We start from the raw sequence: 16,655 nt of genomic DNA, 5'->3' as shown, positions 1-16,655 counted from the left end.
GCACCGACAGGCGGTCGCGCGCCGGAGCCCTTCCCAAGTCGGCGCGCGCCCCTCTAGCCACGGTCGCCCGGACCGAGGATGCTGCGTGCACAGTGCCCGCCACCGGTTCGGGGGAGCGCATGCGCAGTTCCAGGGAAGCCCGGGGAGAGACCCGGGGAGGCGACCTGCCGCGCTGGGTGATCACGTTCGACGCGGAGGGCGGCGACGGCGACGGGAAGCAGGGCGCGCGGATCGCGGAGGAGGCGCACGCCGCAGGCGTCCGTGACCTCCTGGTCATCGCCCACACCGGCCACAACGACGCGGACACGGCAGCCGGGACGGACGACCGCTTCCACGCCCTGTTCGCCACCGAGGCCGCCGGCCCCGCCGAGTCCGCCGAGACGGTCGGGAGCGCCGAGTCCGCCGAGTCCGCCGACTGGAGCCGTACGGGCCTCGGCTTCGTGAGCGTGCACTGGCCGGGCATGCGATGTCCGCCCGAGCCACGGCTCACCGACACCACCGAGGCCGCCCTCAACCGCACGTTCCCCGGCGCGGAGCGCCTCGTCGGGGAACTGCGGGCCCTCTTGGACGAGCGGCCGGTCCGCTACGGCGCCGTGGACGACGTGGGCATGATGCTGCGCCGTCTCGTCGAGGCGCCGCTTCAGTCGGACGTGAACTCCTACGCCACGGACATGAGCAACGCACTGCTGCCCCAGTCCGATCCCGCGATGCTCTTCGACAGCGCCGTCCAGGTGTGCGAAGGGTTCGCCCACGCCCTGGAGCAGGCGGGCGAGGAAGCGGAGCGGGAAGCGCAGCGGCCGGAGCGGATCGAGCAGCCGAGCACTGGTGCCGAGGCGCCCGCGGTGTCGAAGTCGGGGACGCTGGCGGAGTCGGAGACGGCCGGTCCGCGCCCGGCGGACGCACCGGCCGCATGGCTGTCGCGGCCGGAACCGCTCGGGCCCCGGATCCACCCCTTCGGCGTGACGGAGGTGGGTGAGGACCCCGACCGGCTGTGGGACGGCGCGCACCAGTTCCTGTGCCAGGCCGTGTCGTACGCGATCAGGCGGCGCGCCGCGCTGATCGGGGAGAGGGGTCTCGCCCCCGCCCTCGGCAGGATCGCGGAAGCGCTGCCGGACACCCGCGTCCACCTCGTCGGCCATGGCGCGGGCGCCCGACTCGTCGCGTACGCGGCCCGGGGCCTCGGGGGCGGCGCGCACCGCGTGGGCTCCCTGACGCTGTTGCAGGCCGCCTTCTCGCACTTCGCGTTCACCGGGCATCTGCCGAACCAGCTGCGCGGGGGCGGTGGCCTCGCGGAGGTGGCACACCGTGTCGCCGGGCCGGTGGTGTGCGGCTACTCGCACCACGACCTGGAGCTGGGGCTGCTGTTCCCGCTGGCGTCCCGCCTGCTCGGCGAGTCGCCGCCGCTGGTGGGCGCGGGCCGGGTCTGGGGGGCGCTCGGGTACGACGGGGCGCAGGGCGTCGAGGGGTGTCCGACGCTCACCCTCGCCGACGCCCTCGCCGAGGACGCCCTGCCCCGCTCGGGCTGTGTCAATGTCGACACCTCGGCCGTGGTCCGCGGCGGGGCGCCGCCCCTGGGCGCGCACGATGACGTGTTCCACCGCGAGTTGGCCCGCCTCGTGTTCGCGGCGGGGCGGATCCCGGGGGCCGGCACGGGGGAGGGGAGGGGCAGTACGGGTCGCCCCTGAGAAAAGTTTCGGATCGGCAGGTGTGAGATCGTCACGCAGGGGCAAACGCGTTTCGAGTCCCCTGTATGTGACACGGGGTGTCGTCAAGCGAAGGGTGGATGGCGTGGCTGCCGCGATGGGAGCAGTGTCCGAGGTCCAGTCGGCGAAGGCCAAGGCCTGTGCGGAGGGGGAACTGCCGCTGATCGAAGCACCGTCGAGCGTGGAGCCGCACAACGCACGCGTCCTCTCGAAGCAGTTCTTCGACCGGCTCGCCGTCCTCGAAGAGGGCACGCACGACTATCAGTACGTGCGCAACACCCTGATCGAGATGAACCTCTCCCTCGTGCGCTACGCGGCATCCCGCTACCGCGGCCGTGGCGACGAGATGGAGGACATCGTCCAGGTCGGCACGATCGGCCTGATCAAGGCGATCGACCGGTTCGACCTGTCGCGCGAGGTCGAGTTCGCCACCTTCGCCGTGCCGTACATCGTCGGTGAGATCAAGCGGTTCTTCCGCGACACCTCGTGGGCCGTGCATGTGCCGCGCCGCCTCCAGGAGGCGCGCATAGAGCTGGCCAAGGCGACCGAGGAGCTGGCGACCCGGCTCGACCGGGACCCGACGACTGCCGAGCTCGCCGAGCTGATGTCGCTGTCGGAGGAGGAGGTCATCGAGGCCCGCAAGGCCTCCAACGGCTACACCTCCGCGTCCCTGAACGCCGCGCTGCTCATGGGCGGCGGCAGCGACGAGGGCGAGGCCGCGCTCGCCGACTTCATCGGGGCGGAGGACGCCGCCTTCGAACTCGTCGAGGACTTCAACAGCCTCGCGCCCCTCATCGGGGAACTCTCCGAGCGCGACCGTGAGATCATTCACATGCGGTTCGTGGAGGAGCTGACGCAGGCCGAGATCGGCGAGAAGCTCGGCGTCTCGCAGATGCAGGTCTCCCGGCTCCTGAAGCGCATCCTCGGACGTCTGCGCGCGGGTCTGGTGCCGGCCGGCGTCTGACCGCCCCGCCACCCCCGGGTGGTGCCGGCATCCGCACCCTTCTCGCGACGGGCCCGGACCACACGGTCCGGGCCCGTCGCGCACGTCCAGGTCGGCGACGCAGGTCAGGGCCGCCCGTGCCAGTCGAGGCACACCACCGTCGCGTCGTCCTCGGCCCGCGTCTCGCCGCGGTGTCCTGCCAGTTCCCCGAGCACGGCACGCGGCACCTCCGCGGGCGGCAGGAGCCGGGTGCTCGTCAGCGCTCGGGCCAGCTCGCGTTCGCTGTAGCGCTCGCCCGCGGGCGAGGCCACGTCGTACACCCCGTCGCTGACGAACAGCAGCCGGTCGCCGGGCAGGACCTTGAAGGGCTGCTCGGTGTAGAGGGAGTCCTCGAACATGCCGAGCGGGAGCTGTGCCTCCAGGCCGGTGATCTGTTCCACCTTGCCCGAGCGCAGCCGCCAGACCTTCGGCGAGCCCGCGTCGATGACCCGCACCGCACCGGTGGCGAGGTCGAAGCGGAGCAGCAGCGCCGAGACGTGCGCGGCGCCCCGGTACTGCCCGTAGACCGCCTGGTCGGCGAGGCACGCCTGGTCGGCCAGGCCGAGGCCCGCGCGGCGGGCGTTGCGCAGGGCGTGCACCGTCAGATTGGTGAGCAGCGCCGCCGAGATGCCCTGGCCCATGCCGTTGGAGATGGTGAGGGTGAGGTGGTCGGCCGACGTCGACCAGTCGAAGTTGTCGCCGAAGACGGCGTAGGCGGGCTCCAGATGACCCCCGAGGTCGTACTCGCGGCGCGAGCAGGAGCGGCCCGGCAGGAGCTGCCACTGCATCTCCGCGGCGAGGGTCAGCCGCTCCACGCGCCGGGCCTGCACGTACAGGTCCGTGTCGCGTTCGGCGACGACGATCTCGTGGCCGAGCGCCTCGGCGATCAGGACGAGTTCGCGCAGTGCCTGCGGCGAGTACGTCTCCGGGGGCAGGGTGACGGACAGCACACCGAGGCGGTCGCCCCGCACCGTGACGGGAAGATGGATGACGACCGCGCCGGAGCCGCCGCCGAGTCCACCGGTTCCACCGGCGCCGCCGCTCTCGACGTAGGGTTCCTGGGCGCCGAACGCGCGCCCCGGGGCACTGGCGTGGACGGGAATCCGTTCCGTGGTGTAAGGGAGAGCGGGGACCGGTTGGAGTATGGTCATCGCGTAGTCGGCCATCAGAAGTTCGACCTGCGTCGCGGTGAAGTGCTCGGTCAGCGCCTTGCGGGCCGCCTGCGGAAGTTCGTGAGGAGCCGCGCCGCGCAAAGTGCGCCCGACTGCCGCGTATCTGTCCACTTACGTCCGCTTTCTCGAGTACGAGGATGAGAAGGAGCAACCCCCTCGCCGGACCATACGGCCCGGCCAGGCCGATACGGAGAGTAAAGGCATGGGCGTGAACCCGGCATCCTCGCAGCGGCGCCCCCAGAATGCCGCATCCGCGGCACGGGAAGTGATCGAACTCCTGGAGGTGCTGTGGGAGCGCGGCCGGGACTCCGTCTCGCCGGCCCCCGTCTCGACGTCGCAGCTGCGGGTCCTGTACGTCCTGGAGCGCGAGGACGGCATCAATCTGCGGACCCTCGGGGGCATTCTCGGCGCGGCCCCGTCCTCCGTGAGCCGGTTGTGCGACCGGTTGCAGGCGCTCGGTTTCGTCGAGCGCACCCAGAGCAGGGTCAGCCGCCGCGAGTTGACACTGCGCCTCACCGGCCCCGGGCGAACGTACCTCGCCGATCTGCGCGGCCGGCGCGAGGAGGCGCTGACGGCCGTGATCGCCGGGATGTCGGGCCCCGCGCGCGCCTGTCTGGTCGAGGGCCTGAGTGATTTCCGGGACTGTGCCGACGAACTGCACACAACCCGGATGCATACATCGCCCGTGACGGGGGAGACGGAAGGGCCTGCCAGAACGGCGTGAGGGAACCCGCGGGTCGAGTGCCCACCGGTGTCCCGGCGCACTTCACAGCACGCGTATGTTCTCGATCGCCCGTTCCCACACCACTCATAAGTGCCAAAGCGCTCTACGCACTTGCGGACCGTGGGGCCGGTGGGGGCAGGATTGTTGCCGTACGGATACAGTTGCCGAGCGGAAACTGTTGGGGGCCGGACAAGGCGCCCGGACGGTCGCAGGAGGCGCTGCGTGCTCCTCCCAGTGGTCCGGCCCACGGTGACAGCAAGGACACGAGGCCTGCACGGACGGGCCTCCGGATGCGAGAGGTTGGTCTGTGACTACCAGCGACACCGCGACTACCAGTGACTCCGTCGCACGGGCCCGCGTGACCGAGGTGCTGCGTGCGAACGCCGACGCCATCGCGGACCGATGGGTGCAGCTCCAGCTGGAACAGGCCGTCCTGGGCAGCGACCTGACGGAGAGCGAACTGCACGAGGAGGCGGACGCCCTCGTGGCCGCCCTCGCTGCCGCCCTCGGCGGCGACGTCCCCGTCCAGCGCCTCGCCCACGGCGACCAGGACCTCAACCGCATCGTGACCGATCTCTCGCTGCGCCGGGCGCGCGGCGGAGCCTCACCGACCGTGACCTCGCTCGCGGTGCTCGCCCTCAAGCAGGCACTCCTGGAGAGCGTGCGCGGAACCACCGGGGAGAGCGATGGACTGCTCGCCGTCGCCCTCCTGATCAACCAGCTCCTCGACGCCGCGGGCGCGCTCTCCTTCGAGGTGTACGTCGAGGGCCGCGAGGCCATCATCCACCGCCAGAGCCACCAGCTCCTGGAGATGTCCACGCCCGTCGTCCGGCTGTGGCGCCAGGTCCTCGCCGTCCCGCTCATCGGCACCCTGGACACCGCGCGCACCCAGGTCGTGATGGAGAACCTGCTACAGGCCATCCAGGACGACGAGGCGCTGGTCGCCATCATCGACATCACCGGCGTCCCCACCGTCGACACGGCCGTCGCCCAGCATCTGATGCAGACCGTCAAGGCGGTCCGGCTCATGGGCGCCGACTGCGTCATCAGCGGCATCCGGCCGCCCATCGCGCAGACCATCGCCCAGCTCGGCATCGACCTGTCCACCATCCTGACCCGCGCGACCCTGGCCGACGCCCTCGCTGCCGCCATCAAGATCACCGACGCGCCGGGCCCCGACGGAACGGACGGCCGGTGAACGGACATCCCTCCGCCGGTGTCCCGATCCTCCAGCTCGGGGACGTCCTGGTCAGCGGCCTCCTGAACGAACTCGACGACAAGTCGGCGCTGGCGTTCACCGAGGAGCTCACCGAGACCATCAGCTCCACCGGCGCCCGCGGCGTACTGATCGACATCTCCCGCCTCGAACTGATCGACTCCTTCGTCGCCCGCATGCTGATGCAGCTGACCACGACCGCGCGGCTGCTCGGCGCCCGCGTCATCGTGGCGGGCATGCGGCCGCCCGTCGCCATCACACTGGTCGAGCTGGGCATCGAGCTGTCCGGTGTCGAGACGTCCCTCAACGCCGAGCAGGGCCTGACCGCGCTCGGCTGGCACAGGGCCGCCCGCACGCCCGCAGGGGAGGCGCGGTGACCCGATCCCACGCAGGTACGACGCGGGCGCCGCAGCGCGCCGAGACGGTCGAGCCCGCATCCGACTCCGCGGAGTCCAGCACCCACCCGGTGGCCAGCGAGGAGGACCTGCTCAGCATCCGGCACGCGGTACGGGCCGCGACCCTGCACGCCGGCTTCGGCATCGTCGACCAGACCCGCGTCGTCACCGCGGCGAGCGAACTGGCCCGCAACGCCTACGTCCACGGGGGCGGCGGCACCCTCACCCTCGACATCGTCCGCAGGCTCGGCACCACCGGCATCCGGCTGACCGTCGAGGACGACGGGCCCGGCATCGCCGACATCGAGGAGGCCTTCACCGACGGCTTCACCACCGGAGCGGGCCTCGGCCACGGCCTGGGCGGCGCCCGCCGCCTCATGGACGACTTCACGCTCAGCTCCACCGCGGGGCGCGGCACCGTCGTCACCGCCACCCGCTGGAACAACAGGCGAGCCCCATGACCCTCGACCCCGCGGGCACCCTTCTCACGGAGCCCACCCGGGCCGTCCCCATCGACCACTTCAGTGCCGTGCACCTCGCCGCCGCCACGGCCCGCACCCTGGCGCGGCGCTGCGGGCTGCCCGGGGCCCTGCCCGACCGGGCCGCCGTCGTCGCCTCCGAACTCGCCAGCAACATCGCCAAACACGCCAGCGGCGGCAGCCTCTACCTCCAGCCGCTGGGCGCGGGCGAGGGCATCGAGATCCTCGCCGCCGACCGCGGCCCCGGCATGGGGGAGCTGGAGCGCTGTCTGGCCGACGGCTACACCACCACCAACTCGCTCGGCGCGGGCCTCGGTGCCGTCAGCCGCATCGCCACCTCGTTCACCATCCGCACCCGACAGGGCCATGGGACGCTCGTCTGCGCCCGGCTCCTGGCCGGGCTCTCGGGGTCTGGGGGGTCCGCGGGGTCCGGGGGGTTTGGAGAGTCCGGGGTATCCGGAGGGCCCGGGGTGTCCGGAGGGTCCGGGGGGTCCGCGAGCGCCGCCGACCGGCCCGTCGGCTCGCTGCGCCTCGCCGCCCAGGGCGAGGAGCACTGTGGCGACGCCTCCGCCATCGCCACGACCGAGCACGGCCTGACCGCCCTCGCCGTCGACGGCCTCGGCCACGGAGCGCAGGCACAGGAAGCCGCTCAACTCGCCCTGCGCTGCTTCCACCGCGCGCCCGACGCCGAACTGCCCGCCCTCCTCACCGCCACCAACCGGGCTCTGCGCCACTCCAGGGGCGCCGCTGTCGGGGTGCTGCGGTTGCGGGGCGGCGAGGTCCTCTACTGCGGCGTGGGCAACGTACGCGCGGTGCTGCTCTCCGCCGACGAGGTCGGCCACCACCTCACAGGACAGCCGGGCGTCGTCGGCTGGAACATGCCGACGCCGCAGGTCCGCCGCCTCGCCGCGCCGCCCGGCGCCACGGCCGTGCTGCACACCGACGGCATCGACGCCCGCTGGTCCCGGGCCCCCGACCCGTTCCTGCTGCGGCTGCCGCCGCCCCTGCTGGCCACCGCACTTGTCCACGGATACCGGCGCTCCCGCGACGACGCGACCGTCCTCGTCGTCAGGCAGCCCCTCGGCCAACCCCTCGGCAAACAGGCCCTCGGCAAACAGGCCGTCGGCAAACAGTCCCTCAGTAAACAGCCCTTCGTCGAACAACCCGTGCAGAGGCCCCGATGACCGCTACCGACCTGCGGACGCTGCCCGCGCTCAGACAGGCCGTGCGCACGCTCGCGGCCGATCACCACGTCGACACCGAGGTACGGGCGCGGCTCGCGCTCGCCGCCACCATCGTCGCCGAACCGGCCATCGCCGCGGACCGGACGGTCGCCCTCACCGCCACCACGGAGCAGGGTGCCGACGGGCAGCGGAGCGTGCTCGTCGTCACGCTCGACCGGCCCGACTGTGCCGTGGACGCTCCCGTGGCGGGCGAACTGCCGCTGGCGGCCCACAGCACGTCGCCACGGACGGTCACCTGGCGGATTCCCTTGGAAGGGAGCAACCGCGCAGACCGCGCAGACCGGACGAGCCGTGCCGAGCGGGCGGACCGTGCCGACCGGACTGGCCGGGCCGGAAAGGCGCCGGCCGGCCGTGCGCCACGGCCCCGCTCCGCGCGCGGCGGACGTACCGCGCCCGCGCAGCTCCCCGCGCAGTTGACGGACGAGGGGGAGACCGGCCTGCTCCTGAAGGAACTCGGCGCCGCCCTCGCGCAGATCGACGCTCTCAAGGCGGAGCACCGCCTCCTGAAGCACGAGCTGTCCGAGACCAACAACGGAGTGCTCGCGCTCTACGTCCAGCTCGACGAGCGCGACCAGGAACTGCGCCGCGCCCACGGCCGGGTCCTGCGCGAACTGGAGGACGCGCTGCGGCCGCCGGTCCTCGACGTGCCCGGCGTCGAACTCGGCGTGCACTACGCCCCCGCCGATACCGAGGCCCCCACCGGCGGCGACCTGTACGACTGGTTCGTGCTGCCCGACGGCACCGTCCACATCACCGTCGTCGACGCCCTGGGCCACGGTGTCCGCAGCACCCGCAGCGCCCTGACCGTGACCCACGCCGTGCGCACCCTCGCCCTGGAGGGCCACGCGCTGGAGTCGATCGTGGCGCGCGCGAACGAGGCCCTGACGCCGTTCGACCCGGACATCATGGCGACGGTCCTGCTGGCCCGCGTCGACCCCGCGACCGGCGACGTCCACCTCGCCAACGGCAGCCACCCGCCGGCGCTGCTGGTCCGCCGCGACGGCGACGCCGCGTTCCTCGACACCCCGGGCCGGGGCATCGGCTTCCCCCTGCCGGGCAGTGAACGGGTCCGCAGGACCCGCCTCGCCCCCGGTGACCTCCTGCTCCTGTACACCGACGGTCTCACCGAGAGCCGCCGGGACCCCCTGGAGGGCGAGTCCCGGCTCACGGCGGCAGCGCGCCGCCACGCACGGCTGCCCGCGCCCCGGCTGACCGGGGAGATCGCCAAGGAGATGCACGCGGTGATATTGCACGCCGACGACACCCTGGCCCTCGCGGTACGGCTCACCGGCCCGGGCGACGCTCCCAACGCATAGGGGATGGACGGGATAGATCCGAGCAATACGGGAAACCCGGTGCCGCAGAGGGTTCACGACCGATCTGCTCCCGGGAGAGTTCGGCAGTGAGCTCCCCCTCTGTTCACGCGGTCACCGCGGTGACCGCGTGAACAGAGGTCTTACGGAAACAAACAGAAGTCTTACGGGAACAGAGGTCTCACGGGAACAGACGCTTCAGCTGTGCGGGCTTCAGCTGGGCGGGGCAGCGCACGGCTCCTGGTGGGCGAGGCTCCGCTGCAGCTCCCGGCGCACCTCTTCGGCCAGCTCGCCGTCGCAGGTCCACTCGACGACCTGCTCGGCGACCAGACGGAGCTTGATGTTGGTGTGCTGGGAGACTTCCGTGAGCACGTCCCACGCCTGTTCGGGGCGGATGTTGGAGATCGCGGCGAGCGCGCCGATGGCCTGGTCGACGGTCGCGTGGGCGCGCACCGCGTGCTTGAGCTGGCCGACTTCCGTACGGAGTTCGGATATCTCCTGCTCCTTGGCCGCCTCGCCGCTCTCAGACACGAGGGACAGATACCTCGGCCGGGGTGTCCACGATGTCGAACACCGAGTCGGTGTGGGTCAGCCGGAACAGGTGCCGCACGTTCTCCGAGGGCCGGGCGATGACGAGAGAGGCACCCGAACGGGAGGCCTGCTCGCGCAGCCGCAGCAGCACGTTGAGGCCGCTGGAGTCGCAGAAGGTGATGTCCTGGCAGTCCAGGACGACCGTCCACCCGCCGGTGTCGAGCCCGCCGCCGGCGGTCTCGGCGATCAGGGGTGCGCCTTCGAGGTCCAGCTCCCCCTTGAGACGCCACACGCTCCGCGTCGCCTCGGAATCCGAGCTGACGGCGACGACCGAGAAGCGACCATCCATCTGCGCACTCCCTCCGGGCGGCGACCGCCCGACTCAGCCTGTCCGTGCCGTACCGGCTGTCGGTACCGCACTGGACCACGCCTGCCCCGTGTCGCGATTTCTACCGGTCTCCGGCAGCCGCGATCGTGTCGGCTTCGTCACAGGGCGACGCCACCACGGACTGCCCGTGTCTCTCTCGGTCGCAGCCGTACGGGGCCTTCACAGACTGCCGACGTAGGCGTTCGGTACGGTCGCCCGGACGCTCTTGCCGCCGGGGCGCCGCAGCACTTCCACGCCGCCGGTGAGGCTGCGCACCAGGTGCATGCCGAATCCGCCGGGCCGCCCGGGGTCGAGCGGCTGCGCCTGTGGCGGCCGGTCGTCGGCGTCCAGCACCGACACGGTGAGGCCCTGCGCGTCGTGGCTGAGGCGGAACGCGGTCACACCGCGGGCGTGCCGCAGCGCGTTGGTCACCAGCTCGGACACGACGAGAAGCACCGCCTCCCGCTGCTTCTCGTCCCCGTACCCGACGACTGTCATGAAGTCTTCCGCCATCGCACGCGCCTGGGCCGCCGACGTCGGTCCCTCCTGCTTCCACTCGCGGAACACCAACTGCTCCTCTGGGGGATGCACCATGGCAATCTCCCGTCGCTTTGAGGCTCTTGGACATCGATCGCCTGCCCCGAACGGCGACCTGTACGCGGGTGTCACCCGAGTGGAGGCGGCCGCTTCCCGGCGGCAAGCCCCTGACCAGGCCGGGAGGCCACCCTACCGTTCGAGAACGCGACGACGGGCCGGGTGGGGCAGGGGCAGGACGGGCCGGGTAAAGCAGTGGCAGGGACGAACGCGTACGGGCGACGATGGCACGCATGAATGATCAACCCGAGCGATGGACCCAGGCGACCGTCCACCTCGACATGTGGGCGGACCCCGACGACGACCCGCGCGACAGTGACGGTGCCGGCCCGGACGGTGAGCTCGCGACGCTGCTTGACTTCCTGAAGAGCTACCGCCTCACCCTGCTGATGAAGTGCGAGGGCCTGGACGCGGAGCAACTGGCCCGCCGTTCCGTCCCGCCGTCGACGATGTCGCTGCTCGGCCTGGTACGCCACCTCGTCGAGGTGGAGCGGGACTGGCGCAACTGGCTCCACGAGGGCGACCCGGAGCCGAAGCTGTACGGCCCGAAGGACGCGGACTTCCATGGCGCGGTCGCCGACCGGGCCGTGGTCGACGCCGCGTACGCCGATCTGGAGCGCGAGCAGGCCGCGACCGACGCCGCACTGGCGGAGCACCCGGACCTCGGCGAGCGACTGGGGAAGGACAAGACCTCGGTCCGGGAGCTCATGGTGCACAGAATCGAGGAGTACGCCCGGCACTGCGGGCACGCCGATCTGCTGCGCGAGTGCGTCGACGGACGAGTGGGCCAGTGACGGCGGCCGGGGCCGCCGTGCTCCGGCCCGCCGCCGGGGGTGGCGGACCGAAGCTGCCCGGTGATCGGTTCCAGGGATCGGCCGACTGATCGTTGATCGCTGCCCAGAAGCGGGTTCCGGCGGAGCTCGTGGCGCGCCGGGTGTCCCCCGGCGCCTCCCCGAACGGTCGGCGGGAGGTCAGCGGGCGCCGAAGTTCTGAGTCCACCACGGGCCGCCGGAGCCCCGCTCGATGCCCACGCCCAGTTCCTTGAACGAGCAGTTGAGGATGTTCGCGCGGTGGCCCTCGCTGTTCATCCAGGACGTCATGACGGAGGAGGCGCTCTGCTGGCCGCGGGCGATGTTCTCGCCGTAGGTGCTCCACCGGTAACCGGCGGCCGTGATGCGCTTGCCCGGGTCGGTGCCGTCGGGCGACGTGTGGTCGAAGTAGTTGCGCGCCTTCATGTCCGTGGAGTGCCGCTTGGCGGCCGTGGCGAGTTTGCTGTTGTACGTGAGCGGGCGGCACCCGGCCTTCTGCCGCTCGTCGTTGACGATCCGCAGGACCTGCTGCTCCGTCGATCCGGTCGGTGTCCGCGGTGTCGCTGTGGCGCTCGGGCGCTGCGTCCTCGGGGGTGCCGGGGGCGGCTTCGGCTTCTTCGAGCCGGTCTTCGTCGTGCTCCGCGGCTTCCGCTCCGGCTCGGCCGCCTTCTTCTCCGCGGCGGTTGTCGGCTTCGTCTTCTCCTTTTCCTTGTCCTTCGGCTTCTCCTTCGACTTTGACGGGGACGCGGAGGGCGACCGCTCGCCCTCCGGCGTGCGCGACGGCTCCGTGTCACCCGGCGTGGGCTCGTCCGTCCGCATGGCCGCGGCCGTGCTCTTGTCCGGGGCGTCGGAGTCGTCCGTGCCGAGCTGCATGACGGCGGTCAGGGTGGCTATCGCCGCGATGCCGGCACCGGCCGCGACCGCCTGCTTGCGGCGCCGCGAGGTGCGCCGCCCCTGCCGCAGCTCGGCGCGCGAGCCACGTGTACCGCTACTGGGCGGGGTGATGGCCGTGACGTCGTCGGGCGTCCAGTGGTGCGAGGGGGACTGCGGGTCCATCGGATCTTGTGAGTTCATGGTGTGGGGGATTGCCTCGGTGTCGTCGGCCGGATGGCTGTACTGCTGGTGGTCCGGGTGTGGGACGGGGTGTGCGTGGGCTGTGGGGGCGGTCGCGGCCGGGTCGGTCAGGGGAGAAATGCCCGCCGTCAGCGGCGGTACGAGTGCGAGGCCCGCCAACAGTCCCTCGGCAGGAGTGAGGCGCGCACCGTGCCCCGTACACGCGGCGCACGCGCGGGTGTGACGCGCGAGCCGCTTGCGCCACAGCGCTGAGGGGACGCCGTCCCAGGACGCGGTCAGGTCAGTGAGGCCGGGGCAGCGCGGTGCCGCCGCGAGGGCGCGCACCACGGTCCGTGCCGACACCAGCTGGGCCTTCATGCGCTGGACACGCACCGCCGTGTGCTCCGTGGTGAGGCCGAGGGCCTCGGCGATCTCGGTCCGGGAGAGTTCCCCTGCGGCCTCCAGCCACCACAGGGCGAGCAGCTCCCGGTAGTCGTCGTCCATCCAGCGGGTCGCCTGCGCGACCTGCTTGCGCTCGCCGGACAGGCCGAGCCGCAGGATGGTGACGTCGGTGAAGTCGCCGGCCGGGTCGGGCACGTCGCAGGCGTCCTGGAGGCCGCTGTCCACCGGCGTCGGCCGCTGGTGGCGGCGCGTCTCGTTCATCGCGATGGCCACCAGCCAGGACCGGAACGACGCGGGGTCCCGCAGCCCGGGGAGCCCGCGGAGCATCCGCACCATGACGTCCTGCACGGTGTCGTCGACGTCGGCGTGACCGCCGAGGGCCCGGCCGACGACGTTGTACACGAGTGGCAGGAAGGACGCGGCGAGATCGTGCCGTGCCTGCGCGTTTCCGGCCCGAGCCGCGGTGACCAGAGCGGTCAGCTCGACGTCGTCGATCTGCCCGCGCGTCCGCCGATCGTGCTCCACAACGCTTCTCCTGTCCTGGTGTCCGTGTGACCCCTGCTGTTTGGGAGATCCTGCGCGCTGCGGCGGGATAACAGAAAGCTCGAAGAGGGCAATGAGAGCCGGGTCACGTTTACACGCGGCTGCGGGGGCTGGCACCACCGTGGGGCTCGGGGCAGCAGGATGGGCGCGTGGGACGGCGTACGGAATCGTGGAAGCGGCTCCGGCCACCGGCATCGACCACCGAGAACGACGGCCACCGAGAACGACGAGCAACGAGAACGACGGCCACCGAGCACGACGAACAACGAGAACGACGAGCACCGAGCACGACGAGCACCGACAACGAGAGGCACGGACATGAGAATGGCGACGGCCGTGGTGACGGTTCTGACGCTGACGGCGGGAGCGGCCCTCACCGCGGGGACGGCGACCGCGGCGACCTCCGCGAAAGCGCCACCGGCGAGGCTGTCGGCGGAGTCGGGAATCCACGGTTTATGGCGTGCGGACGGTTATGGCACGATCTGGTCGGTTCGCCGGGGCGAGTTGCAGGAGTACGAGACCACGTCGGTGAGCTGCGCGCGGGGCGATACGGCGAAGCGGACCGGCCCCGGGCAGTACACCGTGTACGGCTCCGTGGTCACGGTCCGGGCGGCACCCGGACGGGACCGGGCGACGCTGCGCACGGACAGCTCCGTGGGCCACCAGGAGCTGCGGCGCCTGAAGAAGCTTCCCGCCGCCTGCACCCGTCCGGCCCCGCAGGGACCCGTGGCCGCCTTCGACGTCTTCTGGCAGTCGTTCGAGGAGAACTACCCGTTCTTCGCCGCCCGCGGCATCGACTGGCACGCCGTGCGCGACCGGTACCGGCCCAAGGTGCACGCGGACACCACCCGCGAGGAACTCTTCGCGCTGTTCACCGAGATGGTGGCGCCGCTCGACGACGCCCACGTCATGGTGCAGGACGGCGACCGGCACTTCACCATGGTCCGGCCGGGGACCGTCATGCCTTCGCGGGAGCTGGACGACCGGGCGAAGAAGCTGATCCTCGAACGCGACCTGAAGGGGGCGGAGAACGTACAGGACTTCGCCAGGGGACGGATCACCTACGCCGACCTGCCCGGCGGACAGGGATATCTGCGGGTGTCCGGATTCGGCGGGTACGCGGAGGACACCGCCCCCTTCAGCGCGCACCGCGCCGAGCTCGACCGGGCGCTCGCCGCCGTCTTCACCAAGAAGCGCACCCGGCGCCTCGACGGGCTGATCGTCGACCTTCGGATCAACGGCGGCGGCTCGGACGTCCTCGGGCTGCGCATCGCCGGGCGCCTCACCGACACCGGGTACGTCGCCTACCGCAAGCGGGCCCGCAACGACCCCGCCGACCCCACCAGGCACACCCGCCCGCAGCCCGCGCTGGTCACGCCCGCCCACGGCCCCCGCTACACCGGGCCCGTCGCCGTCCTCACCGGCGGGTCGACGGTGAGTGCGGGGGAGACGTTCACCCAGTCGCTGATCGACCGGCCCGGTACGACCGTGCGGATCGGGCAGCACACCCAGGGCGTCTTCTCCGACGTGCTGGGGCGCCGGCTGCCCAACGGCATGGCGGTCGGGCTGCCCAACGAGGAGTTCGTGACCCGGTCGGGAACCACCTTCGACGGGCCGGGGATCCCGCCGCACCTGAGTGAACCCGTCTTCACGGAGGAGGAGTTCGAGCACCGTAAGGACTCGGCCTTCGACAGGGCCCTGAAGGTCCTCGGGCAGGCTCGTTAGTCCCGTCGGCGGCCGTGCGCCGGCGCGGTGATCCCGTCGGCAACGGCACGGCGGGCCCCCTCACGAGGAGGGAGCCCGCCGTGCACGCCGTCTCACCCCTTCGCCTCGGCCGCCTCGGCTGCCTCGGTCGCCTCGGTCGCCTCGGTCGCTTCGGTCGCTTCGGTCGCCTCGGTCGCCTCGGCCACCTCCGCCTCCGCGGTCGCCGTCCAGCGGATCCGGGCCGCGCACACCGACACCAGCGACGCCGACACCGCCACCGCGGCCATGCCCCAGACCAGGCTGCTGCCGCTCGCGATGAACCCGATGACCGGCGGACCCGCGAGGAGACCCGTCGTGCCCATGGCCGCGACGAGCGCGAGGGCGTCGGAGCCCTGCCGTGCCGCCGCCACGTACACGCACGGCGTCACGGCCGCGAGACCGAGACCCATGCAGGCGAAACCGATCAGGGCGGGCGCCACACCGCCCGCGAGGAGGGCGAACGCCAGGCCCGCGGTGGCCAGGATGCTGCCCACGCGTACGACGCGGGCGTCACCCCAGCGGGTGCGCCAGCCGTCGGCGAACAGCCGGGCGAGGACCATCATGACGGACACGACGGCGATGCCGAGGGGCGCGAGGCGCGCCGACGCGTCGGCGACCTCCTTCATGTACAGCGCCGACCAGTCGTTCATGGCGCCCTCCGCGACGGTGCCGAAGACCATCGCGCCGCCCATCCACAGGGTGACCGAGGAAGGGATGGACCAGGTGCGCTTCTTCTTTTTCTCCGGCGCGTCCCCGGTGCCGGCGTCGGTGTCGGCGCCCGCCTCGTCGGCCGACGGGCGGGCGGGCTGCTCCTCGGGGAGCAGCGCGGGCTGCGCGTACAGCGTCAGGAGGATGACGAGCACGGTGGCGACACCGAAGTGCAGCGCCGCCGAGTGGCTGAGCGCGCTCATCCCGGAGGCGAGCAGCGCCGCCCCCAGCGACCCGGCGCTGAACGTCGCGTGGAGCTGCGACATGGCGGTGCGCTTGTGCCGGGACTCCAGGGCCGCGCCCTGCGCGTTCATGGCCACGTTCAGACAGCCGACGCCCACGCCGTCGGCGCACATGACGAGCAGCGCCACCGGATAGTTGGGCGCGGCGGCGAGGGCGAGCAGGAGCACGCCGAGGAACAGGGCCGACAGGAGCGAGAGGCGCCGTGACCCCCAGCGTCTGCTGAGCGCGGCGACCAGCGGGAAGGAGACGGCCGCGCCCACGCCGCAGGCCATCAGGAGCAGTCCGAGCTGGGCCTCGGAGAGGCCGAGGTCGGACTTGAGCGCGGGTAGCCGCGCCGCCCACGTGGCGTACTGGAATCCCAGGACGCAGAACAGCGCCGCGATGGCCAGTTGTGCGCGGCGGAACTCATCGCGAACGAGCAACATGTTCATCAG

Annotated in this window: 16 protein-coding genes; 10 read left to right on the top strand and 6 right to left on the bottom strand. The window is 72.0% G+C overall.

Translation table 11 applies throughout. The annotated features are described in order from the left end of the window. Nucleotides 1-119 precede the first annotated feature (119 nt). Together GPA10_RS12960 and GPA10_RS12955 are read left to right on the top strand one after the other, a co-directional pair. Nucleotides 120-1,685 (top strand): lipase family protein, encoded by a 1,566-nt coding sequence (locus GPA10_RS12960; RefSeq protein ID WP_157165652.1) that lies wholly within the window; start codon nucleotides 120-122, stop codon nucleotides 1,683-1,685. A gap of 115 nt (nucleotides 1,686-1,800) precedes the next feature. After that, nucleotides 1,801-2,667 carry an RNA polymerase sigma factor SigF gene (locus GPA10_RS12955; protein ID WP_058847766.1) on the top strand — a complete coding sequence of 289 codons (867 nt, stop codon included), beginning with the start codon at nucleotides 1,801-1,803 and terminating at the stop codon, nucleotides 2,665-2,667. 104 nt (nucleotides 2,668-2,771) lie between these two features. On the opposite strand, the gene GPA10_RS12950 is transcribed toward GPA10_RS12955, so the two are convergent. After that, nucleotides 2,772-3,968, bottom strand: a complete 1,197-nt coding sequence (locus GPA10_RS12950) for a PP2C family protein-serine/threonine phosphatase (protein WP_343040746.1) — start codon at nucleotides 3,966-3,968, stop codon at nucleotides 2,772-2,774. A 91-nt stretch (nucleotides 3,969-4,059) separates the two neighbouring features. Here GPA10_RS12950 and GPA10_RS12945 point away from each other — a divergent pair, with 91 nt between their 5' ends. The 6 genes from GPA10_RS12945 to GPA10_RS12920 all read left to right on the top strand — a co-directional run bounded on the left by GPA10_RS12945 (nucleotide 4,060) and on the right by GPA10_RS12920 (nucleotide 9,231). Then, nucleotides 4,060-4,581, top strand: a complete 522-nt coding sequence (locus GPA10_RS12945; RefSeq protein ID WP_157165651.1) for a MarR family winged helix-turn-helix transcriptional regulator — start codon at nucleotides 4,060-4,062, stop codon at nucleotides 4,579-4,581. 307 nt (nucleotides 4,582-4,888) lie between these two features. After that, on the top strand, nucleotides 4,889-5,779 hold the full coding sequence (locus GPA10_RS12940; RefSeq protein WP_343040744.1) for an STAS domain-containing protein: 891 nt from the start codon (nucleotides 4,889-4,891) through the stop codon (nucleotides 5,777-5,779). Next, on the top strand, nucleotides 5,776-6,174 hold the full coding sequence (locus GPA10_RS12935) for an STAS domain-containing protein (protein WP_058847769.1): 399 nt from the start codon (nucleotides 5,776-5,778) through the stop codon (nucleotides 6,172-6,174). The genes GPA10_RS12940 and GPA10_RS12935 overlap by 4 nt, the downstream gene beginning before the upstream one ends. Continuing rightward, nucleotides 6,171-6,653 carry an anti-sigma regulatory factor gene (locus tag GPA10_RS12930; protein ID WP_079086306.1) on the top strand — a complete coding sequence of 161 codons (483 nt, stop codon included), beginning with the start codon at nucleotides 6,171-6,173 and terminating at the stop codon, nucleotides 6,651-6,653. The genes GPA10_RS12935 and GPA10_RS12930 overlap by 4 nt, the downstream gene beginning before the upstream one ends. Next, a complete protein-coding gene (locus tag GPA10_RS12925; protein WP_157165650.1) occupies nucleotides 6,650-7,855 on the top strand; it encodes a SpoIIE family protein phosphatase in 1,206 nt (401 codons plus the stop codon). The genes GPA10_RS12930 and GPA10_RS12925 overlap by 4 nt, the downstream gene beginning before the upstream one ends. Beyond that, the gene (locus tag GPA10_RS12920; RefSeq protein WP_157165649.1) at nucleotides 7,852-9,231 is read left to right on the top strand and encodes a PP2C family protein-serine/threonine phosphatase; all 1,380 of its coding nucleotides are present in this window, start codon (nucleotides 7,852-7,854) and stop codon (nucleotides 9,229-9,231) included. The genes GPA10_RS12925 and GPA10_RS12920 overlap by 4 nt, the downstream gene beginning before the upstream one ends. A gap of 210 nt (nucleotides 9,232-9,441) precedes the next feature. On the opposite strand, the gene GPA10_RS12915 is transcribed toward GPA10_RS12920, so the two are convergent. The 3 genes from GPA10_RS12915 to GPA10_RS12905 form a co-directional block, all read right to left on the bottom strand. Continuing rightward, a complete protein-coding gene (locus GPA10_RS12915) occupies nucleotides 9,442-9,759 on the bottom strand; it encodes an ANTAR domain-containing protein (protein ID WP_343040743.1) in 318 nt (105 codons plus the stop codon). Further along, complete coding sequence (locus tag GPA10_RS12910; protein WP_058847771.1) at nucleotides 9,752-10,108, bottom strand: STAS domain-containing protein; 357 nt, start codon at nucleotides 10,106-10,108, stop codon at nucleotides 9,752-9,754. Before GPA10_RS12910 ends, GPA10_RS12915 begins: the two co-directional genes overlap by 8 nt. Nucleotides 10,109-10,306: 198 nt before the next feature. Continuing rightward, nucleotides 10,307-10,720: an ATP-binding protein gene (locus tag GPA10_RS12905; protein WP_063803544.1), complete on the bottom strand. Its 414-nt coding sequence runs from the start codon at nucleotides 10,718-10,720 to the stop codon at nucleotides 10,307-10,309. Between the two features lie 224 nt (nucleotides 10,721-10,944). Between GPA10_RS12905 and GPA10_RS12900 the strand changes: the two genes are divergently transcribed. Then, entirely contained in the window at nucleotides 10,945-11,514 is a 570-nt protein-coding gene (locus GPA10_RS12900; protein ID WP_157165648.1) for a DinB family protein, read from the top strand. 177 nt (nucleotides 11,515-11,691) lie between these two features. Here GPA10_RS12900 and GPA10_RS12895 read toward each other — a convergent pair whose 3' ends face one another. Continuing rightward, nucleotides 11,692-13,509, bottom strand: a complete 1,818-nt coding sequence (locus GPA10_RS12895) for a sigma-70 family RNA polymerase sigma factor (protein WP_343040741.1) — start codon at nucleotides 13,507-13,509, stop codon at nucleotides 11,692-11,694. 336 nt (nucleotides 13,510-13,845) lie between these two features. Between GPA10_RS12895 and GPA10_RS12890 the strand changes: the two genes are divergently transcribed. Then, nucleotides 13,846-15,252, top strand: a complete 1,407-nt coding sequence (locus GPA10_RS12890; protein ID WP_246259057.1) for a S41 family peptidase — start codon at nucleotides 13,846-13,848, stop codon at nucleotides 15,250-15,252. Nucleotides 15,253-15,344: 92 nt separating this feature from the next. On the opposite strand, the gene GPA10_RS12885 is transcribed toward GPA10_RS12890, so the two are convergent. Next, nucleotides 15,345-16,646, bottom strand: a complete 1,302-nt coding sequence (locus tag GPA10_RS12885) for an MFS transporter (RefSeq protein WP_157165646.1) — start codon at nucleotides 16,644-16,646, stop codon at nucleotides 15,345-15,347. Nucleotides 16,647-16,655 lie beyond the last annotated feature (9 nt).

Source organism: Streptomyces typhae, assembly GCF_009755605.1.
Lineage (GTDB): Bacteria > Actinomycetota > Actinomycetes > Streptomycetales > Streptomycetaceae > Streptomyces > Streptomyces typhae.
This window is presented reverse-complemented; position numbering and strand designations above follow the sequence as displayed.